This window comes from Martinezella sp. CNPSo 3795, assembly GCF_057784475.1.
Window position 1 is genome coordinate 149,774 of sequence record NZ_JBXSOQ010000004.1, and the last position, 26,582, is coordinate 176,355.

At 59.8% G+C, this 26,582-nt stretch carries 28 protein-coding genes; 16 read left to right on the top strand and 12 right to left on the bottom strand.

The annotated features are described in order from the left end of the window. Nucleotides 1-7: 7 nt before the first annotated feature. A complete protein-coding gene (locus AC13QY_RS14095) occupies nucleotides 8-2,029 on the bottom strand; it encodes an ATP-binding protein (protein ID WP_488493605.1) in 2,022 nt (673 codons plus the stop codon). Nucleotides 2,030-2,357: 328 nt separating this feature from the next. Between AC13QY_RS14095 and AC13QY_RS14100 the strand changes: the two genes are divergently transcribed. From AC13QY_RS14100 to AC13QY_RS14110, 3 genes are all read left to right on the top strand, one after another. Then, nucleotides 2,358-4,151, top strand: coding sequence for an acetolactate synthase 3 large subunit (locus AC13QY_RS14100; protein ID WP_113352010.1), 1,794 nt, complete (start codon nucleotides 2,358-2,360; stop codon nucleotides 4,149-4,151). A gap of 85 nt (nucleotides 4,152-4,236) precedes the next feature. Next, nucleotides 4,237-4,809, top strand: coding sequence for an acetolactate synthase small subunit (gene ilvN / locus AC13QY_RS14105; protein ID WP_113332962.1), 573 nt, complete (start codon nucleotides 4,237-4,239; stop codon nucleotides 4,807-4,809). Nucleotides 4,810-4,951: 142 nt separating this feature from the next. Continuing rightward, a complete protein-coding gene (locus tag AC13QY_RS14110; RefSeq protein ID WP_488493606.1) occupies nucleotides 4,952-5,983 on the top strand; it encodes a capsular polysaccharide export protein, LipB/KpsS family in 1,032 nt (343 codons plus the stop codon). Between the two features lie 2 nt (nucleotides 5,984-5,985). On the opposite strand, the gene AC13QY_RS14115 is transcribed toward AC13QY_RS14110, so the two are convergent. Then, nucleotides 5,986-6,831, bottom strand: coding sequence for an aldo/keto reductase (locus tag AC13QY_RS14115; RefSeq protein ID WP_488493607.1), 846 nt, complete (start codon nucleotides 6,829-6,831; stop codon nucleotides 5,986-5,988). A 205-nt stretch (nucleotides 6,832-7,036) separates the two neighbouring features. Here AC13QY_RS14115 and AC13QY_RS14120 point away from each other — a divergent pair, with 205 nt between their 5' ends. From AC13QY_RS14120 to AC13QY_RS14145, 6 genes are all read left to right on the top strand, one after another. Beyond that, nucleotides 7,037-7,630 carry a LysE family translocator gene (locus AC13QY_RS14120; protein WP_113352061.1) on the top strand — a complete coding sequence of 198 codons (594 nt, stop codon included), beginning with the start codon at nucleotides 7,037-7,039 and terminating at the stop codon, nucleotides 7,628-7,630. A 23-nt stretch (nucleotides 7,631-7,653) separates the two neighbouring features. Further along, a complete protein-coding gene (nthA, locus tag AC13QY_RS14125) occupies nucleotides 7,654-8,298 on the top strand; it encodes a nitrile hydratase subunit alpha (protein WP_269244851.1) in 645 nt (214 codons plus the stop codon). Beyond that, entirely contained in the window at nucleotides 8,295-8,954 is a 660-nt protein-coding gene (gene nthB, locus AC13QY_RS14130) for a nitrile hydratase subunit beta (protein ID WP_152092680.1), read from the top strand. The genes nthA and nthB overlap by 4 nt, the downstream gene beginning before the upstream one ends. Then, nucleotides 8,941-9,318 (top strand): nitrile hydratase accessory protein, encoded by a 378-nt coding sequence (locus AC13QY_RS14135; RefSeq protein WP_152092681.1) that lies wholly within the window; start codon nucleotides 8,941-8,943, stop codon nucleotides 9,316-9,318. The genes nthB and AC13QY_RS14135 overlap by 14 nt, the downstream gene beginning before the upstream one ends. 66 nt (nucleotides 9,319-9,384) lie before the next feature. Next, nucleotides 9,385-10,512 carry an ATP-dependent DNA helicase gene (locus AC13QY_RS14140; RefSeq protein ID WP_095435208.1) on the top strand — a complete coding sequence of 376 codons (1,128 nt, stop codon included), beginning with the start codon at nucleotides 9,385-9,387 and terminating at the stop codon, nucleotides 10,510-10,512. 166 nt (nucleotides 10,513-10,678) lie between these two features. Then, entirely contained in the window at nucleotides 10,679-11,431 is a 753-nt protein-coding gene (locus AC13QY_RS14145) for a pyridoxine 5'-phosphate synthase (protein ID WP_113352013.1), read from the top strand. Between the two features lie 470 nt (nucleotides 11,432-11,901). Here AC13QY_RS14145 and AC13QY_RS14150 read toward each other — a convergent pair whose 3' ends face one another. Beyond that, nucleotides 11,902-12,789 carry an SDR family oxidoreductase gene (locus tag AC13QY_RS14150; RefSeq protein ID WP_113354505.1) on the bottom strand — a complete coding sequence of 296 codons (888 nt, stop codon included), beginning with the start codon at nucleotides 12,787-12,789 and terminating at the stop codon, nucleotides 11,902-11,904. A 137-nt stretch (nucleotides 12,790-12,926) separates the two neighbouring features. Between AC13QY_RS14150 and AC13QY_RS14155 the strand changes: the two genes are divergently transcribed. Both AC13QY_RS14155 and AC13QY_RS14160 read left to right on the top strand, forming a co-directional pair. Beyond that, nucleotides 12,927-13,343, top strand: a complete 417-nt coding sequence (locus AC13QY_RS14155) for a winged helix-turn-helix transcriptional regulator (RefSeq protein WP_113354506.1) — start codon at nucleotides 12,927-12,929, stop codon at nucleotides 13,341-13,343. 10 nt (nucleotides 13,344-13,353) lie between these two features. Continuing rightward, entirely contained in the window at nucleotides 13,354-14,601 is a 1,248-nt protein-coding gene (locus AC13QY_RS14160) for an FAD-dependent oxidoreductase (protein WP_113354507.1), read from the top strand. 90 nt (nucleotides 14,602-14,691) lie between these two features. On the opposite strand, the gene AC13QY_RS14165 is transcribed toward AC13QY_RS14160, so the two are convergent. The 5 genes from AC13QY_RS14165 to AC13QY_RS14185 form a co-directional block, all read right to left on the bottom strand. Next, nucleotides 14,692-15,918 (bottom strand): MFS transporter, encoded by a 1,227-nt coding sequence (locus AC13QY_RS14165; protein ID WP_488493608.1) that lies wholly within the window; start codon nucleotides 15,916-15,918, stop codon nucleotides 14,692-14,694. A 53-nt stretch (nucleotides 15,919-15,971) separates the two neighbouring features. Next, nucleotides 15,972-16,589 carry a TetR/AcrR family transcriptional regulator gene (locus tag AC13QY_RS14170; RefSeq protein ID WP_113354510.1) on the bottom strand — a complete coding sequence of 206 codons (618 nt, stop codon included), beginning with the start codon at nucleotides 16,587-16,589 and terminating at the stop codon, nucleotides 15,972-15,974. 89 nt (nucleotides 16,590-16,678) lie between these two features. Then, entirely contained in the window at nucleotides 16,679-17,185 is a 507-nt protein-coding gene (locus AC13QY_RS14175; protein ID WP_488493609.1) for a GNAT family N-acetyltransferase, read from the bottom strand. A gap of 87 nt (nucleotides 17,186-17,272) precedes the next feature. Continuing rightward, complete coding sequence (locus AC13QY_RS14180; RefSeq protein WP_488493610.1) at nucleotides 17,273-18,202, bottom strand: bifunctional helix-turn-helix transcriptional regulator/GNAT family N-acetyltransferase; 930 nt, start codon at nucleotides 18,200-18,202, stop codon at nucleotides 17,273-17,275. 71 nt (nucleotides 18,203-18,273) lie between these two features. Beyond that, nucleotides 18,274-18,993, bottom strand: coding sequence for an aspartate/glutamate racemase family protein (locus AC13QY_RS14185; RefSeq protein WP_488493611.1), 720 nt, complete (start codon nucleotides 18,991-18,993; stop codon nucleotides 18,274-18,276). Nucleotides 18,994-19,155: 162 nt separating this feature from the next. Here AC13QY_RS14185 and AC13QY_RS14190 point away from each other — a divergent pair, with 162 nt between their 5' ends. Together AC13QY_RS14190 and AC13QY_RS14195 are read left to right on the top strand one after the other, a co-directional pair. Next, nucleotides 19,156-19,620 (top strand): Lrp/AsnC family transcriptional regulator, encoded by a 465-nt coding sequence (locus AC13QY_RS14190; protein WP_488493612.1) that lies wholly within the window; start codon nucleotides 19,156-19,158, stop codon nucleotides 19,618-19,620. Nucleotides 19,621-19,728: 108 nt separating this feature from the next. Beyond that, a complete protein-coding gene (locus tag AC13QY_RS14195; RefSeq protein WP_488493613.1) occupies nucleotides 19,729-20,991 on the top strand; it encodes an NAD(P)/FAD-dependent oxidoreductase in 1,263 nt (420 codons plus the stop codon). A gap of 38 nt (nucleotides 20,992-21,029) precedes the next feature. Here AC13QY_RS14195 and AC13QY_RS14200 read toward each other — a convergent pair whose 3' ends face one another. Then, entirely contained in the window at nucleotides 21,030-22,073 is a 1,044-nt protein-coding gene (locus tag AC13QY_RS14200; RefSeq protein ID WP_183810891.1) for an NAD(P)-dependent alcohol dehydrogenase, read from the bottom strand. Between the two features lie 201 nt (nucleotides 22,074-22,274). Here AC13QY_RS14200 and AC13QY_RS14205 point away from each other — a divergent pair, with 201 nt between their 5' ends. The 3 genes from AC13QY_RS14205 to ilvC all read left to right on the top strand — a co-directional run bounded on the left by AC13QY_RS14205 (nucleotide 22,275) and on the right by ilvC (nucleotide 25,098). Further along, a complete protein-coding gene (locus tag AC13QY_RS14205; protein WP_488493614.1) occupies nucleotides 22,275-23,186 on the top strand; it encodes an AraC family transcriptional regulator in 912 nt (303 codons plus the stop codon). Between the two features lie 199 nt (nucleotides 23,187-23,385). Further along, nucleotides 23,386-24,036, top strand: a complete 651-nt coding sequence (locus tag AC13QY_RS14210; protein WP_069612824.1) for a TetR/AcrR family transcriptional regulator C-terminal domain-containing protein — start codon at nucleotides 23,386-23,388, stop codon at nucleotides 24,034-24,036. Nucleotides 24,037-24,078: 42 nt separating this feature from the next. Beyond that, on the top strand, nucleotides 24,079-25,098 hold the full coding sequence (ilvC, locus tag AC13QY_RS14215) for a ketol-acid reductoisomerase (RefSeq protein WP_069612460.1): 1,020 nt from the start codon (nucleotides 24,079-24,081) through the stop codon (nucleotides 25,096-25,098). A gap of 49 nt (nucleotides 25,099-25,147) precedes the next feature. Here the strand turns inward: ilvC and AC13QY_RS14220 are convergent, their stop codons facing one another. The 3 genes from AC13QY_RS14220 to AC13QY_RS14230 are packed head-to-tail and all read right to left on the bottom strand — an operon-like array spanning nucleotide 25,148 to nucleotide 26,378. Beyond that, on the bottom strand, nucleotides 25,148-25,735 hold the full coding sequence (locus tag AC13QY_RS14220; protein ID WP_488493615.1) for a class I SAM-dependent methyltransferase: 588 nt from the start codon (nucleotides 25,733-25,735) through the stop codon (nucleotides 25,148-25,150). A gap of 56 nt (nucleotides 25,736-25,791) precedes the next feature. Continuing rightward, nucleotides 25,792-26,169 (bottom strand): PIN domain-containing protein, encoded by a 378-nt coding sequence (locus AC13QY_RS14225; RefSeq protein ID WP_488493616.1) that lies wholly within the window; start codon nucleotides 26,167-26,169, stop codon nucleotides 25,792-25,794. Further along, entirely contained in the window at nucleotides 26,169-26,378 is a 210-nt protein-coding gene (locus tag AC13QY_RS14230; protein ID WP_112721102.1) for an AbrB/MazE/SpoVT family DNA-binding domain-containing protein, read from the bottom strand. Before AC13QY_RS14230 ends, AC13QY_RS14225 begins: the two co-directional genes overlap by 1 nt. Nucleotides 26,379-26,582: the final 204 nt, after the last annotated feature.

A 26,582-nucleotide genomic window follows, 5' to 3' on the forward strand; every position in this document is an offset into this window, starting at 1 on the left:
TCGGGAGTCAGTCTTTGTCGTAAAGGCTGCTGAGTGGCTTTTTCAGAATGCTGTCCCGCAAGGACAAGCCGGATTCTCGCCGCAGAGATGGCGCGGCCTCTCTTGGCACCGAGCGCGTGCCTCCTTCATCGCTGCGGAATTCGCGGCGCAGTTCGGCAAGCTTGCTGTCGATCGATGTTTGCGAGGCGGCCGCGGGTTGCGGTGCGGCGGTGCGTGGCAGCATGTCCGGACGATAAGGTTCGATCGGTTGCTGGCTCGATTCCGCGTGGGGCCGTATTGGCTGCTCGACTGCCACTTCGTCGAAATCATCCTTGATATCCGTCATGGGCACAGCATTGTAGCTCTGCTGCAGAGGACTGATATCGGGACCTGTAATCGAGCGCATGCGGCCGATGATCGTGCGCAAATCGACCGTATCCGGCGAATCCTCACTGGTTTTTGCGACGCTGCCGCTGGCTTTTGGCAGCAAATGCCGTTCGACCTGGGAAAAGCGCATCCGCATCGGCACTGCGATGGCCTCGCCGAAGGCGATGGCTTCGCCATTGCCGATCGACGACAGGAAGCTTGTCGTCGAGATCGAGGAGTTCGGGATGGCCGAACGGATGATTTCCTGGTCGCGATCATTGGCAAGGCGCATGGCAAAGAGCGTCGAGCACTGCGACAGGATCGTCTGATCCAGTTCGCCCGGTCGCTGCGTGATGATGCCAAGCGATACGCCGTATTTGCGGCCTTCCTTGGCGATGCGGGCAATGGCTTGTCGTGTCGGGAAGAAGCCGAGCGTTGGGTCGGCGGGAATATAGCGGTGGGCTTCCTCGCAGACGACGAGCATGTGGATTGCGCCCTCGCTCCAGAGCGCCAGTTCGAAGGCCATGCGGCAAAGCACTGAAGCGACAGAATTGATGACTTCCGAAGGGATGCCGGCGAGCTGGAAGGTGCAGATCGGCTTGCCGTCACCGGGAATGCGGAAGATCTTGGCGATGGTCTCCATGATCGTATCGGTGATCGTGTTGTTGGAGAACATGAAGTGATAACGGGGATCGTTGATCGCCGAGATGATGCGCATCTTTAGGGAGCGCAGATGCGGCTTTTCCTGACGGCCTTCGAGGCGGCCAATGCGCTCGTCTATTAATGCCAGCAGATCGGCCATGCGGTAGGGAACCGGCGTGTCCGCTGTCACCGAGGCCTTTTCCGTCTGGCGTCGCATCAGAGTGGAATCGCTGCCGCGGAAGGCGCGTCTCGCTTCGGGGATAAGGTCACGCAGCGCATCGAGCTCTTCCGGCACTGCAGGACGGCCGCGGAAAACGACTTCGCTGAACTCCTCCAGCCGCATCAGCCAGAAGGGCAGGTCTAGGGTATCGGTGTCGATGACGACGGCGTGCCTCGGAAAGGCGGCGGCGAATTCATTGTGCGGATCGAGGATCAGCACGCGCAATTTTGGATCGGCTGCGATCGCCTTGTGCAGCAGCAGCGAGACCGCAGTGGATTTGCCGACGCCTGTGGAGCCGACGACAGCGAAGTGTTTCGAGAGCATGGAGGGAATATGAATGGCAGCATCGATGCTTTCGTCTTGCGTCAGCTTGCCGATGACGCAGCTGCTGCCCTTGCCGGCATCGAAAATGCGCATAAGGTCGGCCGCACGGATACGGTGCGCGATTGCACCGAGATAGGGATAGGCCGATATGCCGCTCGAAAACTCCTCGCGGCCATCCGGTCCGACACGGACTTCGCCGAGCAGTTCCACCTCGATGCGGAAGAGATTGTCCTGCCCTTCTCCCCAGCCGACGCTTTGCGTATTCATCGAATAGACAAGGGCTGCGACGCGGTTCTTCCCGACGCTGATGGAGATCAGTCGGCCGACCGACCAGAGTTCGGTTAGGTCCGTGCCGCCGGCCTCGGCCACAGCGGCGATCGTCGCTCTAGAACCGTTGCACGCGACAACGCGGCCAAGGAAGCGATTTCCCGGCTTCAGCTTGTCGCGGCGATCAAAATCTCCAGCGTTGCCTGATGTCTGCAGGTCTTTATTCAGCAAACAGTTACCCCAACTAATAGATGCCGGAGCATAGAGACGTGGGCTTAACAAAACCCTGTCTGTTACCCATGCTTTTTATAGGGTTATGATGCGGTCGCGATTTTTTATTGCTTCACGCGTTGACGCTTCGAAATTTTCTGTCTATCACTTCGGCCCATGAAAAACTCGATCGTTCTTATCGTGGTGGGAAGGCGCATGGGCAGGATGGTGTAACCATCCGGCGACAGCCACCCATGCGCTAGATGACAGGCTCCCGAAGGGGCCTTTTTTTATGCCCGAAATCGAGATTTCATCTTTCCAAACCTCCAGCAGACAGCGGAACAAACGTATGACCGGCACAGATAATCAGGCGAGCGGCAATCGAATGACAGGCGCGGAGATCGTGCTGCGGGCGCTCAAGGACAACGGCGTCGAGCACATCTTCGGTTATCCGGGCGGCGCTGTGCTTCCGATCTATGACGAAATCTTCCAGCAGGACGACATCAAGCACATTCTCGTCCGCCACGAGCAGGGCGCCGGTCATGCGGCCGAAGGCTATGCCCGCTCCACCGGCAAGGTCGGCGTCATGCTGGTCACCTCCGGCCCTGGCGCGACCAATGCGGTTACGCCGCTGCAGGATGCCTTGATGGATTCCATACCGCTCGTTTGTCTCAGCGGTCAGGTCCCGACCACGCTGATCGGCTCTGACGCCTTCCAGGAATGCGATACGGTCGGAATCACGCGGCCCTGCACCAAGCACAACTGGTTGGTCAAGGACGTCAATGAGCTGGCAGCGGTCATTCATGAAGCCTTCCGCATCGCCCAGTCGGGTCGTCCAGGTCCCGTCGTCGTCGACATTCCGAAGGACATCCAATTCGCAACCGGCACCTACACGCCGCCGGAAGCGCATCACGTCCAGAAGAGCTATCAGCCGAAGATGCAGGGCGATCTCAACAAGATCACGCAGGCGATCGAGCTGATGAAAAATGCTCGTCGTCCGGTCATCTATTCCGGTGGCGGCGTCGTCAATTCCGGTCCGGAAGCCTGCAAACTGCTGCGCGAGCTGGTCGAGCTGACCGATTTCCCGATCACTTCGACGCTGATGGGCCTCGGCGCTTATCCGGCTTCCGGCAAGAACTGGCTCGGCATGCTCGGCATGCATGGTTCCTACGAGGCCAACATGGCGATGCATGATTGCGACGTCATGGTCTGCATCGGTGCACGCTTCGACGACCGCATTACCGGCCGCCTGAATGCTTTTTCGCCGAATTCGAAGAAGATCCATATCGATATCGATCCGTCCTCGATCAACAAGAATGTCCGCGTCGATGTCGGCATTCTCGGCGATGTCGGCAATGTTCTGGAAGATATGGTTCGCCTGTGGCGTGCACTGCCGCAGAAGCCTGCCGCAGAGCGTTTGGGCGATTGGTGGGCTGATGTTGCCCGCTGGCGCGCGCGCAACTCGTTCGCCTACAAGCCGAGCGACGATGTCATCATGCCGCAATATGCGATCCAGCGTCTCTATGAGCTGACGAAGCATCGCGATACCTACATCACCACAGAAGTCGGTCAGCATCAGATGTGGGCGGCGCAGTTCTACGGCTTCGAACAGCCGAACCGCTGGATGACTTCGGGCGGCCTCGGCACCATGGGCTATGGTTTGCCGGCAGCGCTCGGCGTTCAGATCGCCCATCCCGAGAGCCTGGTCATCGATATTGCCGGCGATGCCTCGATCCAGATGTGCATTCAGGAAATGTCGGCTGCGATCCAGCACAATGCGCCGATCAAGATCTTCATCCTGAACAACCAGTACATGGGCATGGTTCGTCAGTGGCAGCAGCTGCTGCACGGCAATCGTCTCTCCAATTCCTACACGGAAGCGATGCCCGATTTCGTCAAGCTTGCGGAAGCCTATGGCGCTGTCGGCCTGCGTTGCGAAAAGCCGGGTGATCTCGATGCCGCCATTCAGGAGATGATCGACGTCAAGAAGCCGGTCATCTTCGATTGCCGCGTCGCCAATCTCGCCAACTGCTTCCCGATGATCCCCTCGGGCAAGGCGCATAATGAAATGTTGCTGCCTGATGAGGCGACCGACGAGGCCGTCGCCAACGCCATCGACGCCAAGGGTCGCCAGCTGGTTTGATCGATAGCTTGGGTGCAGCAGGAGCCGCGCCCCAACGGATCTCGCTGGCATACCGAATAAGAACCGAGGAAACGGAACAAGGATCATGAACGCACACCTTCAACCCACGGGCTCCGCCTATTTCATTTCGCCGGAAACCGCGGCGGCCGAGAGCCATACGCTTTCGGTGCTCGTCGATAACGAGCCGGGCGTTCTCGCCCGCGTCATCGGCCTCTTTTCCGGCCGAGGCTACAACATTGAGAGCCTCACGGTTTCCGAGACGGAACATCAGGCGCATCTGTCGCGTATCACCATCGTGACGCGCGGCACGCCGCAGGTGCTTGAGCAAATCAAGGCGCAGCTTGAGCGCATCGTTCCCGTTCACCGCGTCGTCGATCTGACGGTACGCGCCCGCGAACTCGGCCAGGAGCGGCCGATCGAGCGCGAAGTGGCGTTGCTGAAGGTGACCGGAAGCGGCGAGACTCGTGCCGAGACGCTGCGGCTCGCCGACGCCTTCCACGCCAAGGTGGTGGATGCGACCGTCGAGCACTTCATTTTCGAGATCACCGGCAAATCCTCGAAAATCGACCAGTTCATCGCCATCGTCAAGCCGCTCGGCCTTATCGAAGTCTGCCGCACCGGCATCGCTGCGATGAACCGCGGCTCGCAGGGAATGTAAGAGCCTGCGGCGTTGATCGGTTTGCTGGTCAGAATTGCGTGAGAAATCAGAGCGGTTTGGTGCTTTCGTGAAGCACCAAACCGCTCTATCTTTTGCGACGGCCGACTTGGGCCGGCGATATCATTTCTAGCGGGGGAATATTGTGGCAGTCCTTGCCGGCGAGACTTTGCCTGAGATAGGTGAAAAGCCGTGGCATCCGCCCGCTGACATGCGCCTCGGTGCGGCGCCTTTCGTACGAAGTGATTTCCCCTGGCTCGGCCATTATTTCCGTTCGCAGAAACTGGCCTCGATCCTTTCTCCTGGAATTGGCGGCGTCCTGTCCTGGGGCGGCCGTGCGCCGGCCAAGGTGGCGGACGGGATTGCGCGGTTTCGCGGATTGCGCCACTGGCACCTCGAGGACGGCTTCCTGCGGTCGATGGGGCTTGGCAAGTCCGGCGCCATTCCGCTGTCCATCGTTATCGACGATCTCGGTCTGCCCGTCGATGTAAGCAGGTCCTCGCGGCTTGAGCGGCTGATTGAGGGGGCGGGAGAGGCTGGAGAGCTTGGCCGCACCATCCGTGAGCAGATCGTTCTCAACAAGCTCTCGAAGTATAATCATCTCCCTCATCGATCGCCTCACATCGAGCGGACGACCAAGCGGCGCATTCTGCTGGTCGATCAGGTCGTTGGCGACGTTTCCGTCGGTCGGGCGCTCGGCTCAAAAGTCTCCTTCGAGAAGATGCTTGCCGATGCGCTGGCAACCGATGCACAATGCCTCATTCGTACTCATCCGGATGTCATGGCCGGTCTTCGTAAGGGGTATCTTACCGGATCGACTTCCAAGGGTGATGTGGTCATGATTGGCGATGCCGTGTCGGTGGCCTCCATCCTCGAAGTCGTGGACGAAGTCTGGACTGTTTCCAGCCAGTTTGGCTTTGATGCGCTTCTGCGCGGCATTCCGGTTCGCTGCTATGCCGCACCCTTTTATGCGGGCTGGGGAGTGACCGAGGATCATTTCGGCGTTTACACCAAGGCCGTGCTTGCCGGGCGTCGAACGAAGCGAAGGGCCGTCGATCAGATCGCCGCTGCCGCATTTTCACTTTATCCGACCTACCGCGATCCGGCCGACTGGCGAGAGATCGATGTCTTTCGGGCGATCGAGCTGATCGTCGCGCAGCAGAAGGCGGCTGCCTGAACCTACAGCATGTCCAATGACTTCTTTCGCGACGGCGGCGGGAAGGCGGTGTCGAGCACGGCCCAATCCTCGTCGGTGATATCAATATCGACAGAATCACGGTTTTCCTCGATGCGCTGAGGGTTCGAGGACTTCGGGATTGCTATCACGCCGTCGCGTTCCAGCAGAAAGGCAAGCGCGACTTGCGCCGGTGTCGCCTGATAGGTCTTGGCGACGCGGATCAGCTCGGGATGGTGGAGCAGGCGGCCTTGCTCGATCGGAGAATAGGCCATGATCGGAATGCTGCGCTCCTGGCACCAGGGCAAGAGGTCATATTCGATGCCGCGCCGGGAGAGATTGTAGAGCACCTGGTTGGCGGCGACATTGCCGCCGTTCGGCAGGGAAAGCAGCTCGTCCATATCCGCGACATCGAAATTCGACACGCCCCAAGCCTCGATCTTGCCCGCCGCCTTGAGGTCTTCGAAGGCTTCCACTGTTTCTTCCAGCGGATAGTTACCGCGCCAATGCAGCAGATAGAGATCGATGCGATCGGTATTCAGGCGCTTCAGGCTGCGTTCGCAGGCCGCAACCGCGCCCTTGCGGCTCGCATTGGCGGGATAGACCTTGCTGACGAGGAAAACCTCGTCGCGGCGGCCTTCGATCGCCTTGCCAACGATCTCCTCCGAGCCGCCATCGGCATACATCTCAGCCGTATCGATCAGCGTCATGCCCAGATCGAGACCGGTTTTCAAGCTGGCGATCTCATCCCTGGCGGTTGCTGCATTCTCGCCCATATTCCAGGTGCCCTGGCCAAGCGCCGGAACCTGGATGCCGGAGGGAAGGGCGACAGTTGGAATGGGCTCGCGCATGGTTTTTCCTCGCTACAGAAAACCGAAGGATAGGGGCATTCGACCGGATTTCAATCGGCATCCGTCCTGTCACGGTGACAATCATCCTATGGCTTTCGTATGGCCGGCGAACTAATGTCGCATCGTCATGCGCCGTCGCATTTTTTTGCGCGCGCGAAGAATTTTGGATGCCGCCTTGTCACGATACGGTGTCCTGGGAGGCATCATGGCGCTGGATACATTTCTGGCTCTTCTACTTTTTGCATTCACGACCTCGATCACGCCCGGACCGAACAACATGATGTTGTTTACCTCCGGTGTGAACTTCGGTTTCCGGCGCACCATTCCGCACATGCTCGGCATCGGTGTCGGCTTTTTTGTGCTGCTGATTGCTGTGGGATTGGGACTGGGTGCACTTCTGCACACGGTGCCCGTGCTTTACACCACGCTGAAATTTGCCGGCGGGGCCTATCTCCTCTGGATTGCCTGGAAGATCGGCACCTCGCGTAGCCTGAGCGAGGCGGAAAGCGATGCAAAGCCGATGAGTTTCATCAGCGCTGCTGCGTTCCAATGGGTCAATCCCAAGGCGTGGGTGATGGCTGTCACCGCTATGGCCACTTACACCAACGAACAACTCTATCTCTTCACGGTCCTTGTCGTCGGATTGGCATTTGCCGCTGTGAACGTCCCGAGCGTATCGACCTGGGCCGGCTTCGGCTCCGTCCTGCGCGATTGGCTCTCCGATCCCATCAGGCTGAAATGGTTCAATATAACCATGGCCATTCTGCTGGTGCTCAGTCTCTGGCCGATGCTAAAGTAGGTGCAAAGAGACAGGAGACGGCCATGTCCCACGGGCACTCGCATGATGATGACGATCATCATCACCATCACCACGACAACCACTATTCGGATATGCAGGCGCGCGTGAAGGCGCTGGAGACGCTGCTGACCGAAAAGGGGCTGATCGACCCGGCGGCGATCGACCGCATCGTCGAGACCTACGAGACGAAGGTCGGGCCGCGCAATGGGGCGCAGGTGGTGGCGAAAGCCTGGAGCGATCCCGACTTCGCCGATTGGCTGCGGCGTGACGCGACGGCGGCGATTGCAAGCCTCGGTTTTACAGGCCGCCAAGGCGAGCATATGCGTGCGGTGTTCAATACGCCGGAAACGCATAACCTGATCGTCTGCACGCTTTGCTCCTGCTATCCGTGGGCCGTACTCGGGCTGCCGCCGGTCTGGTATAAGGCTCCGGCCTATCGCTCCCGCGCGGTGATCGATCCGCGTGGCGTGCTCGCCGAATTCGGCCTGACATTGCCGCAGGAGACGAAGATCCGCGTCTGGGATTCGACGGCCGAACTTCGCTACCTGGTAATCCCCGAGCGGCCGGCCGGTTCCGAAGGCATGGACGAGGCGGCGCTTGCGGATCTCGTCAGCCGCGACGCCATGATCGGAACCGCGCTCGCAAAGGCGCCGGAGGCAACGCTATGAATGGTCCACACGATCTCGGCGGTCAGATGGGGTTCGGCCCGGTCGCCCCGGAGCCGAATGAGCCCTATTTCCATGCCGAATGGGAAAAGCGGGCGCTCGGTATCACGCTTTCCTGCGGCGCCTTCGGTGCCTGGACGATCGATGAAAGCCGGCATGCGCGCGAAAACATTCCGCCGGCGAGCTATCTCGGCGCCAGCTATTATGAGATCTGGACTCGTGCCGTCGATATGCTCCTGGAGCGGCATGGTTTTGCGACGGCCGAGGAGTTGCGCAGCGGTCACTCGCTCGAACAGGGCAGGGTGCCGAAGCGGGTTCTGACGGCTGACATGGTCGACGGTGTGCTGGCCAAGGGCGGCCCTTGCGATCGACCGGTCGATACTGCACCGCTCTTTGCCGTCGGCGATCATGTCCGCACCAAGAACTTCAACCCGACCGGCCACACAAGGTTACCGCGCTATGCCCGCGCAAAGACGGGTGTCATCGAAGCGGTGCAGGGCTCCTTCGTCTTCCCTGACGACAATGCCCATGGCCGCGGCGAAAATCCGCAATGGGTTTATACGGTCGTCTTCGACGGTGCCGAGATCTGGGGCGAGGGCGCCGATCCCTCGTTGACCGTCTCGATCGACGCTTGGGAGAGCTATCTTGAGCGCGTGTGAGGTGACGTCGCCTCTGGCACAATCCCCCGGATTGCCGAAGTCTGTCGATGGAGAGCCGATCTTTCCGGAACCTTGGGCGGCAGAGGCTTTCGCCATGACAGTTCATTTGCATGAGCAGGGCCTGTTTGACTGGAGCGAATGGGCGGAACGGCTGTCCGGCGAGTTGCACAAGCCCGGCCGCGCGATTGACGGCAGCGACTATTTCGATTGCTGGGTGGCGGCTCTGTCCGGCTTGCTGGTGTCAAAGGGTATCGCGGATGCCAACGCGATCTTGGCCCTGCAACAAAGCTGGCAGCGTGCGGCGGAGGCCACGCCGCATGGTAAGCCGATTGTGCTTGAAAACGATCCTCAATACACGACATAAGCGCGTGGTGGCGGCGACGGCTTTTTACCGCTTGCTTCCATCAACCGAATCCTGCCAAGTCGAACCATGCAATTCGCGCCGCAACAAGATGAAGCGCTCAAGGCCGTCGCAAACTGGCTGAAAGAGGGGCGCTCGCCGTTGTTCCGTCTGTTCGGCTATGCCGGCACGGGCAAGACGACGCTTGCGCGGCATTTCGCCGAGCATGTGGATGGCGAAGTGCTGTTCGCTGCCTTTACCGGCAAGGCGGCGCAGGTGCTGCGCTCACGCGGCGCCTCGAATGCCAAGACCATCCATTCGCTGATCTACCGGCCGCGCGGCGAGGAAGCTGTTGAGGACGAAGAGACAGGCAAGACATCGATTGCCCCGATGTTCACGATCAACCGTCAGAGCCCGGTTGCCAAGGCCGCGCTGATCATCGTCGACGAATGCTCGATGGTGGACGAAGCGCTCGGCAAGGATTTGATGAGCTTCGGCACGCCCATTCTGGTGCTCGGCGATCCCGGGCAGCTGCCGCCGGTGTCCGGCGGCGGTTTCTTCACGAATGAGGAGCCGGATTATCTTCTGACGGACATTCACCGCCAGGCACGCGACAATCCGATCATCCAGCTCGCCATGCAGGTGCGTGAGGGCAAGGAAATCATGCATGGCGACTATGGCACCGCACAGGTGATCTCGAAGAACGAGGTCACGCAGCCGCTGGTGCTGGAGGCCGATCAGGTGCTTGTCGGCACCAACAGGACGCGCCGGCGCTACAATCAGCGCCTGCGTGAGCTCAAGGGTTTTACAGCCGATTATCCGCAATCCGGCGATAAGCTGGTCTGTCTGCGCAACGACCCCGCCAAGGGGCTGCTCAACGGCTCCCTCTGGCAGGTGATGACCTCTTCCAGGGAAACGACGAAGCCGGGCATCAATCTGCTGGTGCGTCCGGAAGATGACGACATGGATCGCGGGGCAGCGAAGATCAAGCTCTTGAAGCAGGCCTTCGAGGATGTCGAGGGCGAGATCCCGTGGTCGACGCGCAAGCGCTACGACGAATTCGATTACGGCTATGCGCTGACGGTGCACAAGGCGCAGGGCTCGCAGTGGAACAATGTCGTGCTGTTCGATGAGAGCTGGGCGTTCCGCGATACCCGCGAGCGCTGGCTCTATACGGCCATTACCCGCGCCGCCGAGACGCTGACGATCGTCCGTTAACAGGACATCCTGGGTCTTGCCTGAGAGATGTCGCGCCCCGGTGACTTGGCCCGATCTTCCCCATCAAAGTTTTGCATGGAACGATGTCGGAATCTCGTTGGTTTTGTTGGCCATAATGGCATAAAACGACACTACCCATCCGCTTTGAAAATCAGGGATTTCGATCATGCCCGCCAAGCTTTCCGTGAACCTCAACGCTATCGCGATGCTGCGCAACCGGCGTGATCTTCCCTGGCCAAGCGTCACGGGTTTGGGCCGTATCGCGCTGGCGGCCGGTGCAAGCGGTCTGACCGTTCATCCGCGTCCCGATCAGCGGCATGTCCGCTTTTCCGACCTGCCCGATATCCGCGCGCTAATCGATGACGAGTTTCCGGAAGCGGAGTTCAATATCGAGGGCTATCCGAGCGACGAATTCTTCGATCTCTGTGCTTCCGCGGAACCTGAACAAGTGACGCTCGTGCCCGATGATCCCTCTCAGGCAACCTCGGATCACGGCTGGGATTTTCGCAAGAACCGCGAGCTGCTGGTCGACGTCGTCGCTAAATACAAGACGATCGGCTGCCGCGTGTCCCTGTTTGCCGATGGCGATGGTGATACCGAGGCGGTGAAGATCGCCAGGGAAGTCGGTGCGGATCGTATCGAGCTTTATACCGGCCCTTACGGCGGCTGCTACGACGATCCGCAGAAGGCCGCCATCATCCTCGAAGCGCTGGGCAAGACCGCCGATGCCGCCTTCGCCAATGGCCTCGACGTCAATGCCGGTCACGACCTGACAGTCGCCAATCTGCCGGCGCTGTTGAAGCGCATTCCTAAGCTTGCGGAGACTTCGATTGGTCATGGGCTGACTGCCGACGCGCTGGAATATGGCATGGCCGAAACAGTGCGGCGTTTTCGCCGGGCTTGCGGTCAGGTGGTTTGATGGGGATGGCTTTGGGCTGGTCAGGCAAGTTTGTTGTTGCCGCGCCTTCTGGCGTGGCCCCTCATCCTAGCCTTCTCCTCGCTTGCGGGGAGAAGGGACGACAGCGCAAAATGGCGGCGGCATCACTCGATTAGAGCTTGCGCGCGAAGCACCAAAACTCCCTCGCCCCGCTTGCGGCAGGGGTATCGCATATGAGCGGAGATCGCCGCTGTCCCCCTTCTCCCCAGCGGGGAGAAGGTGCCGCCAGGCGGATGAGGGGGTGCCTGCAAAGACCACCAAAATCCATGAATTCAAAGGGATAACCACCTCATCCGACCCTTCGGGCCACCTTCTCCCCAAGGGGAGAAGGAGCTTATGGTGCTCGTCCGCCTCCATATGCGATAGCCCTGCCGCTTGCGGGGAGAGGGCTGGGGTGAGGGGCCATGCGCAAGGGTGAGGCAAACGAAGCCTCACCTGACCTCTTCGTAAACTCAGCCAGCCAACGCTGCCTTGTGCTCTTCGAAGAAGCTGCGCAGCGTCTGCGGCTCCTTGCCTGTGAGCTTGTTGAAATCGTTGGTAAGAATGTCGAACTTGCCGGCGCGGGTGTTGGCGTCGGCGGAGACGAGCATGTCGACGACGAAGGGCGGCAGGCCGGCGCCGGCAAGACCGGCGGCGAACTGTTCGTCCGTGACTTGCACAACCTCAAGCGGACGGCCGGTGATCCGGCTGACGACGCTTGCGACGTCCTCAATGGTGACGGCGGTCGAGCCCGTCAGCGTATAGGTGGCGCTTTCTGTGTTGTCGGAAGCCAGGGCGGCGGCGATGGCGAGTGCGCAATCTTCGCGGCTGATGTTGCTGATACGGCCGCCGCCGGTTGCTGTATACCATTTGCCGGTTTCGAGGCTGTGCGGCAGGCCCATTAGGTAGTTGTCGAAGTACCAGGCGTCGCGCAGGATCGTGTAGCCGATGCCGCTTGCCTTGATGGCGTTTTCGGTGCCGAGATGGTCAGGTGCGAAGGTGACGAGCGAACCGTCCGGGGCTGGCATTGAGGTATAGAGAACATGCTTCACGCCCGCCTTCTTCGCGGCTTCGACGGCAGCCGTGTGCTGCTTCAGGCGCAGGCCGGGGACGGCGAGCGCATCGGTGCTGATGATCAGCAGCCGGTCGATACCGGCAAAAGCAGCAGGCAAACCAGCGGTATCATCGAAATCGGCCTTACGGGTGACGACGCCCTTGGCGGCGAGATCGGCAAGCTTTTCGGGGCTGCGCGTTGCGGCGACGATGCGGCCGGGAGCGACCTTGTATGTCTCCAGCAGGTGATGAATGACGCGCTGGCCAAGCTTACCGGCGGCGCCGGTGACGAGAAGAGTGCTGCTCATATGTTTTCCCTTGTTGGACCGCCGCACATTAACAGCGGTTTGTTGCTCTCAAAAAGAGACTAGCACTAGAATAGGAATTGACTTCATGGTGTAAAGGAGGCAGTTTTTGGGCTCCAAGTTACCAAAAGGGAACCGGCATGGCAGCCAGCGCCGTCGTCAATCTGCGCAGCAAAAATCCGCCGCTGCGCGACTTCGATCTCAGCAATCTTGATTTCGGCAATTGCCCCGTCCGGGACCTGATCTCGCAGATCGGCGGAAAATGGTCGGTGCTATTGCTGGAAACACTGGCCAAGCGACCGTATCGTTTCGGCGAACTGCGTCGGCTGGTGCCCGATATTTCCCAGCGCATGCTGACGCAGACGCTGCGTGACCTGCAGCGCGACGGCTATATCGACCGGGAGGTATTTCCCACCAAGCCGCCGAGCGTCGAATATCGGATGACAGAACTCGGCCATTCGCTGTACGAGCCGCTGGCTCATCTCCTGAATTGGGCAGAAGCCAATCACGAGGCCGTCAAGGCCGCCCGCGCCCGTTTCGATCAATCGCCGGACTGAGCCGCCCATCGTGAAGCCTTTGAAGATTGCTATCGTCGGCGCCGGACCTGCCGGCCTTGCCGCCTCTCTCTTTCTCACTCGCGCTGGTCATACCACCGATATCATCGAACGGTTCGATAGCCCGGCACCCGTCGGTTCGGCGCTAATGCTGCAGCCGACCGGATTGACGGTGCTTGAGTCGCTTGGGCTTGGTCCGGCGATCCATGCGGCCGGCAATCGCATCGATCGATTGTTCGGCACGGAGACCACTCGCGGCCGCATCGTCCTCGATGTGCGCTACAACGCGCTGCCGGGCGGGCGCTATGGGCTTGGCGTTCATCGTGCGGCGCTGTTCGATACGCTTTACGATGAAGTCTCTGCACGGCGACATCCGATCCATACGGGACAGCGTGTTATCGGTGTGACGGAGGAGGGTGGTGAATGCTTTCTCTCCGTCGAAGGGGATGGGCGCCTCGGGCCTTACGATCTCGTCATCGACGCCAGCGGGGCGCGCTCGGAACTGGTCGCGGCCTCGCCCGTCGCGCCGCGTGCCCGCAACCTCGTTTACGGCGCTTTCTGGGCGACGCTCGATTGCCCCGAAGGGTTGGTGGATCGAGCGGCGCTGACGCAGCGTTATGACAAGGCCAGCGTGATGATCGGCGTCTTACCGATCGGCAGTAGAAGGCCGGATTTGCCGAAGCAGGCGGCTCTGTTCTGGAGCTTGAAAGTCGCTGACGCCGATGAGGTACGCAAGCGTGGGCTTGAGCGCTGGAAGCAGACGATCCGCGGCTACTGGCCGGAATGCGAGCCCTTACTGGAGCAGATCATCGATTGGGACCAACTGACCCTGGCGCGCTATGCCCACCGCACTGTGATGACGCCCTACAGCGGGCGGACTGTCTTCGTCGGCGATGCGGCCCATTCCACCAGCCCGCAATTAGGGCAGGGTGCCAACATGGCGTTGCTCGATGTTGCGGCTCTGGCGCATGCTCTGGCAGGACATGAAACCATCGAAGCCGCTCTTGCTGCCTATGCCAAGGCGCGGCGGGTGCATGTGCGGCTGTTCCAGCTGCTGTCTGCCGCCTTTACGCCTTTCTATCAATCGGACTCTGCAGCATTGGCCTGGATCAGGGACCGGCTGGTTGCCACCATCGCCAAGGTGCCTCCCGCGCCTCAGATCCTGGCGGGCATCGTTTCCGGTACGCTGGTCGATCCGTTCCACGGCGCCGGCTTGCGGGAATGTGACTGGCTGCGGCTGGCTCTACCGCAGCCATCGTAATCATTTCTTGCGCTCGAGCTTTTCCGCTTTTCTCCGCATAGCGAAAAGGCTCTATCCCTTTATTTCCAAGCAATTCCGGACGCAAAGCCGCTACGCACTTTTCCTGGAATTGCTTTCGGTCAGGAAGGCAAGCAGCGCAATGACCGGGAAGGCGACACCGATCCAGGAGGCTAGGTTCCAGCCGCCGGTCGCATAGGCCCAGCCGCCAAGCGCCGAGCCGAGGGCGCCGCCGGCGAAGAAGGTCGCCATGTAGAGGCCGTTGAGGCGGCTGCGATGTTCGGCGCTGAGCGCAAAAATGGCGCGTTGGCCGAGCACGAGGTTCGTCTGGACGCCGAAGTCCAGCATGATCCCTGACAACGTCAGGGTGATGAGTGCCAGCAACGAGCCGCTGCCGGAAAAATGGCCGATCAGGAAGGCGACGATGGCGATCGTCAGAGCGAAGGCGGTGGCAAGCTTTGTCCAGCCGCGATCGGCAACACGTCCGGCAATCGGCGAGGCGACTGCCCCCGCCGCGCCGGCAAGCGCGAAAAGGGCGATACCATTTTGCGTCAGACCGAAGGCCGGGCTCGCCAGCAAGAGTGGTGTCGTCGTCCAGAACAGGCTGAAGGCGCCGAACATGCAGGCCTGGTACAGCGCACGACGCTGCAGGACCGGTGTGCGAAGCGCGAGGTGGCCCATGGAGGACAGCAGCTGCCCATAATGCAGCCTCGCATGGGGCACGCGGGTCGGTAGAACAAGGCGCAGGATGACGATCAGCCCGATCATGACGCCGGCCGAGATGATATAAACGGCGTGCCAGGAGAGAAGCTCAGACAGGAAGCTCGCAGCCGGGCGGGCGAGCATGATGCCGACGAGCAGGCCGCTCATGACATTGCCGACCACAGCGCCGCGGCTGGCGTCCGGCGCCATATGCGCGGCGAAAGGGACAAGGACCTGCACCGCGACGGAAGCCAGGCCGATGCAGAGCGAGGCGAGCAGGAACAGCGACGGCGAGGAGGCAAAAGCTGCGCCTATGAGCGCGATAGCAGATAGCGCTACCAGCGTCAGTACCAGTTTCCGGTTCTCAAGAAGGTCGCCGAGTGGGACGATCAGCAACAAGCCGAGGCCGTAGCCGATCTGCGTCAGGGTGACGATAAGGCCGGTCGCCGCCGGGCTGAAGCCGAGCGACTGGCTGATGGGACCGGCGAGTGGCTGACCATAATAGAGATTGGCGGCTACCAACCCACAGGCGGCGGCGAACATGAATGTGAGAAGCGGCGAAATGGTCTTTTCGGGGAGCGGCGTGCTCTCCCGTCGGGCAGCGGCAGTTGCGGGCATGTTTCGTCCTCGATGCGGGCAGGGAAGCGTGTTCCCCGAAATTTCGATGGAAATCAGTTCAGCAGTTTCATGGCCGTTTCGGCGACGGCGAGCATATGTTCGGCCTTGCGGCCGGTCTTGCCAATCACGCGCATACCCTTGGTCAGGGCAAGCAGAGCGCAAGCGGTACTTTCGGGATCGACATGCTTCGGTATGGAGCCATCCTCATGTCCGAGGCGGATCAGATTGAGGATGCGCCTTTCGTCGAAATCGAAGGCGACGCCGACACGACCGGCGACTTCTTCGTCGAAAAGGGCGAGTTCTGTCGCGCTTCCAACCACGAGGCAGCCGCGGCGGCCGATCTCGCCGCACGAGGCCTCCGCGAAGAACCTCACCAAAGTCCGTAGCTTTTCATGAGCATTCGGCGCCTCGGCAAGCGCGTCGTCGATAAGCTGCTGACGGACTTGGCGATACCTGTTGAATGCGGCCAGGAAGACGCCGCGCTTGTCGCCGAAAGCCTTGTAGACGCTGCCTGCGGTCAGCCCCATGGCTTCGGTCAATTCGCTGATCGAGGCTGCATAATAGCCGCGCTCGGAAAAGACGCGCAGTGCTTCATCGAGCGCGGAATCCATGTCGAATTCACGCGGGCGTCCACGAAGCTTCGGTGCGGTATCGAGAGTGTCTATCGTCATGCCACTCTTTTAGGAAATGATCGTTTCCAAATCAAGCGATTTTTTTGCGTCGCAGCAAGACATTCCGAGAATGGCGGCGGCTGGTTTCGTTATTCGTGGAAAAACGCCATATGGATCGCGTCTTTATAACGTCCGTCTATGCGGACGGAATTGCGTGCGAGGCCCTCGCGGACGAAGCCGACTTTTTCGTAGAGCGCGATGGCTCTGTCATTGTCCGCATGGACGCTGAGTTCGATGCGTTCTATTTCTGCATCACGCGCGGCGCGCAGCGTTGCTTCGATCAAGCGACGACCTAGGCCCTTGCCGCGATAGGCGGGGATGATGCCCATGCCGAGTTTGCCGGCGTGGGCGTGAGAGGGAAACATATGGCGGCTGATATCGCACCAGCCGACCACTTTCCCATCGGCTAAGGCGACGAATTGCGGATTGCCCTTTTCGATCATACCAAGCACGAAAATGCGCGTTTCTTCCAAGGGAAAGGCTTCGAGCAGCGACAGATATTCCCGCTCGCGCGCGACCGTATCAAGCGCCTTGTGAAAGCCTTCGATATGATCGGCTGATATGGGCTGTATCCGGATTTCGCTACTTGCGGTCATCACTGGTATCTCAATGCAAATCAGGGAAGCATCGAAGATAAGGGCGAAGCCACAGTGTGTCTATCCGCGCAGACGGTCAGCGATGTCTTACAGATCGAGCACCCAAGTCTGACCGTTCAATTCCGGACCGAACATGCGATGTCTTTCCTCCGACACAAGCCTGAAGCCCGCCTTGATGTAGATCGCCCGCGCCGTGTCGAGGATATCATTGGTCCAGAGCGAGAGTGTTCTGTAGCCGGCATCGCGCGAGAAGCGGATGCACTCGTCGACCAGCATCTTACCGAGACCGAGGCCGCGTGCGGTCTTGTCGACATAGAGCAGCCGAAGCTTCGCGATGTCGTCACCGCCATCGGTAATCATGACGGAGCCCACGTTCAGGCCGCTTCGCTCGGCAATCCAGCATCGGTCCTTCTGCGGATTGAAATTGGACAGGAATTTACCGGCGACTTCGGCCACCAATCCCTCGAAGCGGTCGTCCCAGCCGAATTCCTCGGTGTAAAAACGTGCCTGACTTTGTACGATCCAGCCGATGTCTCCAGCTCGATGGTTGCGGATGATGGCGGGTGGTTTACTCGTTTCACCGGCGCCGAGCGTGTCCTGGATCGTCCGCATTGCCGCCACGATACGCTCCGGTTCCCCGATCGCGAGCTTTTCGAAATATCCGGCGATCTGCGCGCGCGAGCGGCGGACGAATTCCTCGAATTGCGCCTGCCCCTTATCGGTGACCTTTATGACCTGGCTGCGCGCATCGGTCGGATCGGGCGTCGTCTCGACCAGCCCATCCTCGCGGAAACGCTTGACGATACGGCTGAGATAGGCGGGGTCGAGATGGAGATCGCGCGTCAGCGCCGAGGCGGCGACACCGCCGCGGAAGCCGACTTCGAATAGCACGCGCACATCCGTCAGCGTATAGGGGCTATCCAGATAGGCCTTGTTCAGGACGCCGAGAAAATTCGTGTAGAAGCGGTTGAAGTCGCGAACGGCATCGATGGTCGCGAATTCGGCAGCAGGACTCATGGCATCGTCTCCTCAGATATAGGAGACGATGTTGGTTATTTATTGGACTCAGTCAAGTAAATTGATTGGACTCAGGCCGCGCGGCTGCTGCGAGCTTTTTCATTCGCTAGAGCAAAATCCACAGCCGCTTCCGCATGGATCGTCGTCGTATCGAAGCCCGGCAGGATCAGCGCCTTCGGATCGAGGATGAGGCAGATCTCGGTGCAGCCGAGAATAACGCTGTCGGCGCCTTCGGCCTTGGCGCGCTCGATAATGACGTTCAGCTTCCGGCGCGACTCGTCCTTGATGATGCCGGCGCAGAGTTCGTTGAAGATAATATCGTGCGTGACGGTGCGATCCTCGGAACCGGGGACCATAATGGAGACGCCGTTTTCAGCCATGCGCTCGGCATAGAAGCCATGTTCCATCGTGTAGCGCGTGGCGAGCAGTAGCGGCTTCACGCGGCCTGCTGTCTTCAAGGCGGCGGCAGTCTCATCGATGATATGGATGAGCGGCGCGGAAACGCGTTCGGCAACCTGAGGTGCGATCAGATGCATGGTGTTGGTGCAGATGAGCACGCATTCGGCACCGGCGGCCTCCAGGCGCTGCGCAGCATCGCCGAGCCGGTCGGCGGCGTCGTTCCAGCGCCCCGCCTTCTGTAGCGCGACGATTTCTTCGAAATTGACGGAGTACATCAACAGTTCGGCGGAGGAGAGGCCGCCCAGGCGCTCGCGGACCATTTCGTTGATCAGGCGATAATAAACTGCAGAACTCTCGAAACTCATACCGCCGATCAGGCCAATGGTGCGCATAATGCTGTTCTCCGCTCGTGGATTTTGAATGGAGGAATAGTGCGGTGATTCATCCGCCGTATGTTTGCGTTTTTTGAAGCTTATCATGATCTCTCTGCAAAAGTTTGCGCATTTTTCGATTTATGTGCAAAATAACGGCGCGCATATAGGGAATTACCGCACATGCTGGACGAACGTGACCGAAAGATTCTCGAATTTCTGCAGGCGGATGCCGGCATCTCCGTCACGGAACTTGCCGATCGTGTGGCCTTATCGGTTTCGGCCTGCTCGCGGCGCATACAGCGGCTGGAGGAGAGCGGGCATATAGCTCGGCGCATCGTCGTGCTCGACCGCGAAAGAATGGGGGTGCCGACTACGGTCTATGCGATGATCAAGACGGCGCATCACGCCGACGAGTGGATCGAATCCTTCCGCAGGGTTATCGGTGACATCCCCGAAATCGTCGAGGCGCATCGGCTTACCGGCAATTATGATTATATCCTGAAGATCGTATTGCCGCGTGTCGAGCATTACGATGTCATCTACAAGCAGCTCGTGCGCAAGGTCGAGCTCTTCGACGTCTCCGCATCGATCTCGATGGAGGAACTTAAAAGCGGCACCTCCGTTCCTGTCGGGTATGCGCAATAGGCGCCTTGCCGTATCGTAGCCGTGCAGAGGTGCCATGCATAAAAGACGGTTGCTGCATATCCTTCTCAACCCTACGTTTTCGAGCGGACTTAATCGCGAGGTGTTGCCATGCAGGATCATCATGTCGTTGTGGTCGGAGGTGGCTTTGGCGGGGTACAGCTCGCCAACGATCTGAAGGGTGCCCCCGTCCGCATCACGATGATCGATCGGCGCAATCATCACCTCTTTCAGCCACTCCTCTATCAGGTCGCGACCACTCTGCTTGCGACTTCCGAGATCGCCTGGCCGATCCGCAACTTTTTCCGCGATCGGCCTGAAGTGACGACGCTGCTTGCCGAGGTCGTCGGCGTCGATAGCGCGGCGCATGAGGTGCTCCTGAAGAATGGCCAAAAGGTCCATTACGACACGCTGGTGCTGGCAACCGGCGCTACTCATGCCTATTTCGGCCATGACGAGTGGGAGCCGGTGGCGCCGGGATTGAAGACGCTGGAGGATGCGACCACCATCCGCCGGCGCCTGTTGCTGGCCTTCGAGCAGGCGGAAATGGAAAGCGACCCAGCTGCCCGCGAGGCGCTCTTGACCTTCGTGATCGTCGGCGCGGGTCCTACCGGCGTCGAGCTCGCCGGCATCATCTCCGAGCTGGCAAGGACGACACTGCCGAAGGAGTTCCGCAATATCGATACCCGCAAGGCGAAGATCATCCTTGTCGAGGCCGGTCCACGGGTATTGCCCGCTTTCGCGCAAGAGCTCTCCGACTATGCGCACAAAGAGCTGGAACTGCTGGGTGTCGATGTTCGCTTCGGCAGACCCGTCACCTCATGCACCGCGGAGGGCGTGACGATCGGCGATGCGTTCGTGCCATGCCGCACCATCGTCTGGGCGGCGGGCGTCGAGGCATCGCCGGCGGCAAAATGGCTTGGCATTCCAGCCGATCGTGCCGGCCGAGCCATTGTCGATAAGGATCTGAGGGCGCCGGGCCAGCAGGATATCTTCATCATCGGCGATACGGCGGCCGTCATGCGGGACGATGGCAGTCCGGTGCCCGGGATCGCTCCAGCTGCAAAACAGCAGGGCTCTTACGTTGCCAAGGTGATCAGGGCGAAGCTTGCGGGCCGACCAGCGCCGGGGCCATTTCACTATCGCCATCAAGGCAGCCTGGCGACGATCGGTAAAAGTGCCGCGATCATCGATTTCGGCTGGATCAAGCTTAAGGGCTGGCTCGCCTGGTGGGTCTGGGGCCTCGCCCATATCTATTTCCTGATCGGCGTGCGCTGGCGCATCGCTGTCGCCTGGAGCTGGCTGTGGATCTATATCAGCCGGCAGCACAGTGCCCGGCTGATCACGCAGCGGGAAAGCACGCGCGAAGAATAAGGGGGGCGGCGTCCGGATCGGACGCCGCCCTTTTCGGCTTATGCCAGCGAGGCGATGTCGATCACGAAGCGATAGCGGACATCGCTCTTCAGCACGCGCTCGTAAGCTTCGTTGATGTCCTGGATGCTGATCTTCTCGATTTCCGAAACGATATTGTGCTCGCCGCAGAAGTCGAGCATTTCCTGAGTTTCCTTGATCGAGCCGATCATGGAGCCGGAAAGGCTGCGGCGGCCCGGAATGAGCGAGAAGGCATGAACTGGAACGGCATGTTCGGGAACGCCGAGCAACACCATGCTGCCGTCATACTTCAACAGGTTGAGATATGCGTTCCAGTCGATGGCGGTTCCAACCGTATTGAGGATAAGGTCGAAGCTGCCGGCGAGCTTGGTGAAGGTCTCGGCATCGCTGGTCGCATAATAATGGTCGGCGCCGAGCTTGAGGCCATCTTCCTTCTTCGACAGCGTCTGGCTCAACACGGTCACATCGGCGCCCATGGCGTGCGCCAGCTTGACGCCCATATGGCCGAGGCCGCCCATGCCGACGATAGCGACCTTCTTGCCCGGTCCGGCTTTCCAGTGGCGCAGCGGCGAATAGAGCGTAATGCCGGCGCAAAGCAGCGGAGCACCTGCGTCGAGCGGAATGTTGTCGGGGAAGGAGAGGACGTAGCCTTCCTTGACGACGATCGAGTCGGAATAACCACCGTAAGTCGGTGTCTCGCCGTCGGCCTCGACGTCGTTGTAGGTCTGAACGAGGCCGGGCATGTAATGTTCGTAGTCGAGGTCGCGCGTGGCGCAGGTCGTGCAGGAATCGACGAAGCAGCCGACACCGACGCGATCGCCGATCTTGAACTTCGTGACCTCGGAACCTACGGCGGTCACGATGCCGGCGACTTCATGGCCCGGCACCATCGGATACTTCGAGAAGCCCCATTCGTTGCGGGCCTGGTGAATGTCGGAATGGCAGACGCCGCAATATTTGACGGAGATGACAACGTCGTCCGCATTCGGGTCGCGGCGTTCGAAGGTGAAGGGGGTGAGCGGCTTGGACGCGTCGGTCGCGGCATAACCCTTTGCGATAGGCATGGGAGATTTCCTTATCTTTTCGGATGGGTGGGGAGTAGAATTTGGATGGCCCACCATGCATCAGGATCGGGTCGCAGCGTTAGAGCGATCCTGCAAGCTTTATGTACGATCCTGCGAATCTAAATGTGCGGTAGATCTTTCGCGATCGAACGGTGTTACCTAGATAGGTATCGATATCTGCTCGAAAACAGTTGGTTGCGCATGACACTGCCTTTCAATCCCAATCAGGAACTCGCATCGATCGTTGCACGTTTCGCTCCGGGGGACGGCGAACACCGCACGCCGATAGACAATCTTAATCTCTATCGGCAGTCGGCCGCGACCGTGTGGCAGCATGGGGCTTACCGGCCTTGTTTTGCAATCGTGGTCCAGGGACGCAAGAACCTGACAATCGGCGCCGAGACCTATAATTACGGCGTCGGCGAGTATATTTTGACTGCGCTCGACCTGCCTGTATCGACGCAGGTCACCAATGTCGGCAGCGATACGCCTTATCTTTGCTTCGGCATGGCGCTCGACAGCGAACGCTTGAAGGAGCTGTTGTCGCGCGTCAGCATTCCGCGTCAGGCACTGACCGCTGAGCCAGTGCGCGGAATTGCGGTCAATACCGCCTCACCGGAACTGCTCGATGCTTCTCTGCGCCTGCTGCGATTGCTTGATCGGCCCGAAGATATTCCGGCCATGGCGCCATTGATCGAGCAGGAAATCCTCTATCGCCTGCTGACCGGCCCGAACGGACCTCGTTTGCTGCAGATAGCCATGGCAGAAAGCCAGACCAACCGAGTGGCGCGTGCCGTCGCTTGGCTCCGCAACAACTATACACAGCCGTTGCGCATCGAAGAGCTCGCCGAGCGTGTCGGCATGAGCGTTTCCTCGCTGCATCACCATTTCAAGACCGTTACGGCCCTCTCGCCGATGCAGTATCAAAAGCAGCTTCGGCTGCATGAGGCGCGGCGGCTGATGATCGTCGAACAGCTCGACGTCGGATCGGCCGGCCACCGCGTCGGCTATCAGAGTCCCTCGCAGTTCAGCCGGGAATATAGCCGCCTTTACGGCCTGCCGCCGCTGAAGGATGTCGAGGCCATGCGCAATAGCGTTGTCGCGGCCGAGTAGGTGATGTTTCCGACCAATCATTTGCGTCAAGTTCTCTTGATCGACTGGCCGGCTCGTGGCAACCGCTACCGTTTAGCAACCTGACAAGCACTCTCTTTTTAACGCAGTGCAGCAACGAATTCCGCTTGACGATTGCATCGGTGTCCTGCATAAAGCGCCACGAACCGTACCGTACGGTACGCATTTGGGAGTGGCCATCGTGCTGAGCGAAGTAGGACAGTCGAGCGAGTTTTCGCCGCGCCAGAACGCGGTTCTGGAACAGGCGCTGCGTCTGCTCGTCGACGGCGGCGAGAAGGCGCTGACGACCTCGGGTGTCGCGCGCGCCGCCAATTGCTCCAAGGAAAGTTTGTATAAGTGGTTTGGTGACCGCGACGGCCTGCTGTCTGCGATGATCACCTACCAGGCCAGCAAGGTTCGCACCTTCGAGCGCAATGGCGAACGGCTGAATACGGCAAGTCTGCATGACCATCTCGTCATTTTCGCCCGCGATCTGCTCGAGGTTCTGGCCGGCGACGTTTCACTTGCGTTGAACCGTCTGGCGATCGGCCAGTCGAACCGCGATGGCTCGAAGCTCGGCAAGCTGCTCCTGGAGCGCGGACGCCGGCAGATCGACCGCCGCGCCATCGGTCTCATCGATGCCGGCAAGCGGGCAGGGCTGCTACGCTTTACCGATGCAGACGAGGCATATCATACGCTTTATGGGCTCATCGTCTCCGATTTGCATGTGCGCATGCTGCTCGGTGAGCCCGGTTTGAAGGATACGAGCCGTCAGGCTGAGAAAGCGGTCACCGCTTTCCTCAGGCTTTACGGCACGGAAAAGGTATTGGCGGAAGCGGCAGCGACCGTCTGAGACTTAGACGTTTACCCAGACAAGCAAAGGGAAGGACAAACAATGCGCGTCTATTACGATCGTGATGCCGATCTCAACCTCATCAAGTCGAAGAAGGTCGCCGTCATCGGCTACGGTTCTCAGGGCCGCGCGCACGCGCTGAACCTGAAGGACAGCGGCGCACAGAACGTTGTGATCGCGCTCAAGGCCGGTTCCCCGACTGTTAAGAAGGCCGAAGCCGACGGCTTCAAGGTCATGACCGTTGCCGAAGCTGCCGCCTGGGCCGACCTGATGATGATGGCGACTCCGGACGAGCTGCAGGCCGACATCTACAAGTCCGAAATCGCTCCGAATATCCGTGACGGCGCTGCGATCGCTTTCGCCCACGGTCTCAACGTTCACTTCGGCCTCATCGAGCCGAAGGCTTCGGTCGACGTCGTCATGATCGCTCCAAAAGGCCCGGGCCACACGGTTCGCGGCGAATACCAGAAGGGCGGCGGCGTTCCCTGCCTCGTTGCCGTTCACCAGAACGCTTCCGGCAACGCCCTTGAACTCGCGCTTTCCTACGCCTGCGGCGTCGGTGGCGGCCGTTCGGGCATCATCGAAACCAACTTCCGCGAAGAGTGCGAAACCGACCTCTTCGGCGAACAGGTCGTTCTCTGCGGCGGTCTTGTCGAGCTCATCCGCGCCGGCTTTGAAACGCTTGTTGAGGCCGGTTACGCTCCGGAAATGGCCTATTTCGAGTGCCTGCACGAAGTGAAGCTGATCGTCGACCTGATCTATGAAGGCGGCATCGCCAACATGAACTATTCGATCTCGAACACGGCCGAGTGGGGCGAATACGTCACCGGTCCGCGCATCATCACCGAAGAGACCAAGGCTGAGATGAAGCGCGTCCTCAAGGACATCCAGACCGGCAAGTTCACCTCCGAGTGGATGCAGGAATACCGTTCTGGCGCTGCCCGCTTCAAGGGCATCCGCCGCAACAACGACAGCCACCAGATCGAAGAAGTCGGCGCCAAGCTGCGCGGCATGATGCCCTGGATCGGCAAGAACAAACTGGTCGACAAGTCGGTCAACTAAGCTTTCGGCATTGCCGGAATGGAGGGCCGGGGCGAAAGCTCCGGCCTTTCTACTTATGGGCCGCGACGTAGAGCCACCTTGTCGGCTCGCCATCGAAGCCGCCACCATCGGCTTCGGTCATGGTGATGTTCTTCCATCCTCCGACGCTCAGCATACCCCGAAGCCATGAGGCCGACGGATAGTTGTAATAGCGTCCGAACTTGTCATGCCCTTCCGCTTCTCCTGCCTTGAAGTTGGCGTGGAAGATGCCGCCCGTTTTCAGGGCGCGCAAAATGCGATCGAAGATATCCGGCAGGACAGATCGCGGAACATGCAGGAGGCTGGCCTCCGCCCATATGCCATCGAAGATTTCTGTGGCATCCAAGTCTTCGAAACGCATGACTCGAACGGGCCTGCGAAGACGCTTTTCCGCCTCTCTCGCAAGTTCTGCGGAACCGTCCGTGGGCGTAACGTCGAAGCCGCGCGAAAGCATATAGGCGGCATCCTGACCAGCGCCGCAACCCAGTTCGAGAATGGCTGCGCCCGTCGGCAGGGCGGCCAGAAAGGCATCCAGCCTCTGGCGCGGCAGCCTGCGTTCACGCGCCGCGTAGACGGCGGCGTTGTCGGTATAGAAGGACGATGTCGGATCGGTGCTCATGCCTGGTTGGCGCCTTTTTCGAGATGTATCGCGTTTAAGCGGAAAAGGACAAATATCTATTGTGCTTTGCCAAAATAGACCACGCGATCCAGGTCCTTGAAATGGGCGTCCAGCGTCAGAATGTCGGCGTCGTGCAGTTCGGCCGTGGCGTAGATGATTGCGTCGGCGAGTGCGAGTTTGTGTTTCGCCGAGACTTCGGCAGCGCGACGGGCGAGGGCGGTATCGAGGGGAGCTATGATGCAGGTGGCGCTATAGGCGAAAAAAGAATCGACTGCGTCCTCGCCGCGCTCGCGCTCCAGCCATTTGGCGAGTTCGAGCTGGACGATGGTGGGGACGATGCATTCGGTTCGCGCAGGCATTTCGCCTTGGAGCCGATCTGCAGCCGGACCTTGGGTTAGCCATTCGATCCACGCCGAGCTATCAACGACGCGCATTAGAACCGGTCTTTCCGGTCGCGGTAATTGCCGGGGTTGGCACCCTTCGCCATGCCCTTAAGGTCGGCAAGTTCGGGTACGGGGATAAGCAGCACGCCCTTGCCCTTGGGAATGAAGATGAACTCCTGACCCGCAGTCCAGTGCTGCTGGTCGCGAACTTCTTTCGGGATCGATATCTGAAATTTCGAGGAGAGGGTTGCTGTGGCCATTCTTACGTTTTTCCGATCGATGGATTGAGCGTAAGAATAGCACCTAGAGAGAGAAATGTGTAGGTCATTTCAGACGCGATCTAGCATCGATGACCGGCAAGGCTGCGATCGTTTCGAGAGTTGTTTGTCACCGTCACAAACAAAATAGGTCAGCATTATTGACTTATCTTTTGTTGCGTGATCTTGTGTCAGAAAGACCAAAAA

What these genes read in the sequence shown, in the direction of transcription:
- AC13QY_RS14100 (WP_113352010.1), top strand. Translation starts at nt 2,358, where the DNA reads ATGACCGGCACAGATAATCAGGCGAGCGGCAATCGAATGACAGGCGCG.
- ilvN (WP_113332962.1), top strand. Translation starts at nt 4,237, where the DNA reads ATGAACGCACACCTTCAACCCACGGGCTCCGCCTATTTCATTTCGCCG.
- AC13QY_RS14115 (WP_488493607.1), bottom strand. Translation starts at nt 6,831, where the DNA reads ATGCGCGAGCCCATTCCAACTGTCGCCCTTCCCTCCGGCATCCAGGTT.
- AC13QY_RS14120 (WP_113352061.1), top strand. Translation starts at nt 7,037, where the DNA reads ATGGCGCTGGATACATTTCTGGCTCTTCTACTTTTTGCATTCACGACC.
- nthA (WP_269244851.1), top strand. Translation starts at nt 7,654, where the DNA reads ATGTCCCACGGGCACTCGCATGATGATGACGATCATCATCACCATCAC.
- nthB (WP_152092680.1), top strand. Translation starts at nt 8,295, where the DNA reads ATGAATGGTCCACACGATCTCGGCGGTCAGATGGGGTTCGGCCCGGTC.
- AC13QY_RS14140 (WP_095435208.1), top strand. Translation starts at nt 9,385, where the DNA reads ATGCAATTCGCGCCGCAACAAGATGAAGCGCTCAAGGCCGTCGCAAAC.
- AC13QY_RS14145 (WP_113352013.1), top strand. Translation starts at nt 10,679, where the DNA reads ATGCCCGCCAAGCTTTCCGTGAACCTCAACGCTATCGCGATGCTGCGC.
- AC13QY_RS14150 (WP_113354505.1), bottom strand. Translation starts at nt 12,789, where the DNA reads ATGAGCAGCACTCTTCTCGTCACCGGCGCCGCCGGTAAGCTTGGCCAG.
- AC13QY_RS14155 (WP_113354506.1), top strand. Translation starts at nt 12,927, where the DNA reads ATGGCAGCCAGCGCCGTCGTCAATCTGCGCAGCAAAAATCCGCCGCTG.
- AC13QY_RS14165 (WP_488493608.1), bottom strand. Translation starts at nt 15,918, where the DNA reads ATGCCCGCAACTGCCGCTGCCCGACGGGAGAGCACGCCGCTCCCCGAA.
- AC13QY_RS14170 (WP_113354510.1), bottom strand. Translation starts at nt 16,589, where the DNA reads ATGACGATAGACACTCTCGATACCGCACCGAAGCTTCGTGGACGCCCG.
- AC13QY_RS14175 (WP_488493609.1), bottom strand. Translation starts at nt 17,185, where the DNA reads ATGACCGCAAGTAGCGAAATCCGGATACAGCCCATATCAGCCGATCAT.
- AC13QY_RS14180 (WP_488493610.1), bottom strand. Translation starts at nt 18,202, where the DNA reads ATGAGTCCTGCTGCCGAATTCGCGACCATCGATGCCGTTCGCGACTTC.
- AC13QY_RS14185 (WP_488493611.1), bottom strand. Translation starts at nt 18,993, where the DNA reads ATGCGCACCATTGGCCTGATCGGCGGTATGAGTTTCGAGAGTTCTGCA.
- AC13QY_RS14190 (WP_488493612.1), top strand. Translation starts at nt 19,156, where the DNA reads ATGCTGGACGAACGTGACCGAAAGATTCTCGAATTTCTGCAGGCGGAT.
- AC13QY_RS14195 (WP_488493613.1), top strand. Translation starts at nt 19,729, where the DNA reads ATGCAGGATCATCATGTCGTTGTGGTCGGAGGTGGCTTTGGCGGGGTA.
- AC13QY_RS14200 (WP_183810891.1), bottom strand. Translation starts at nt 22,073, where the DNA reads ATGCCTATCGCAAAGGGTTATGCCGCGACCGACGCGTCCAAGCCGCTC.
- AC13QY_RS14205 (WP_488493614.1), top strand. Translation starts at nt 22,275, where the DNA reads ATGACACTGCCTTTCAATCCCAATCAGGAACTCGCATCGATCGTTGCA.
- ilvC (WP_069612460.1), top strand. Translation starts at nt 24,079, where the DNA reads ATGCGCGTCTATTACGATCGTGATGCCGATCTCAACCTCATCAAGTCG.
- AC13QY_RS14220 (WP_488493615.1), bottom strand. Translation starts at nt 25,735, where the DNA reads ATGAGCACCGATCCGACATCGTCCTTCTATACCGACAACGCCGCCGTC.
- AC13QY_RS14225 (WP_488493616.1), bottom strand. Translation starts at nt 26,169, where the DNA reads ATGCGCGTCGTTGATAGCTCGGCGTGGATCGAATGGCTAACCCAAGGT.
- AC13QY_RS14230 (WP_112721102.1), bottom strand. Translation starts at nt 26,378, where the DNA reads ATGGCCACAGCAACCCTCTCCTCGAAATTTCAGATATCGATCCCGAAA.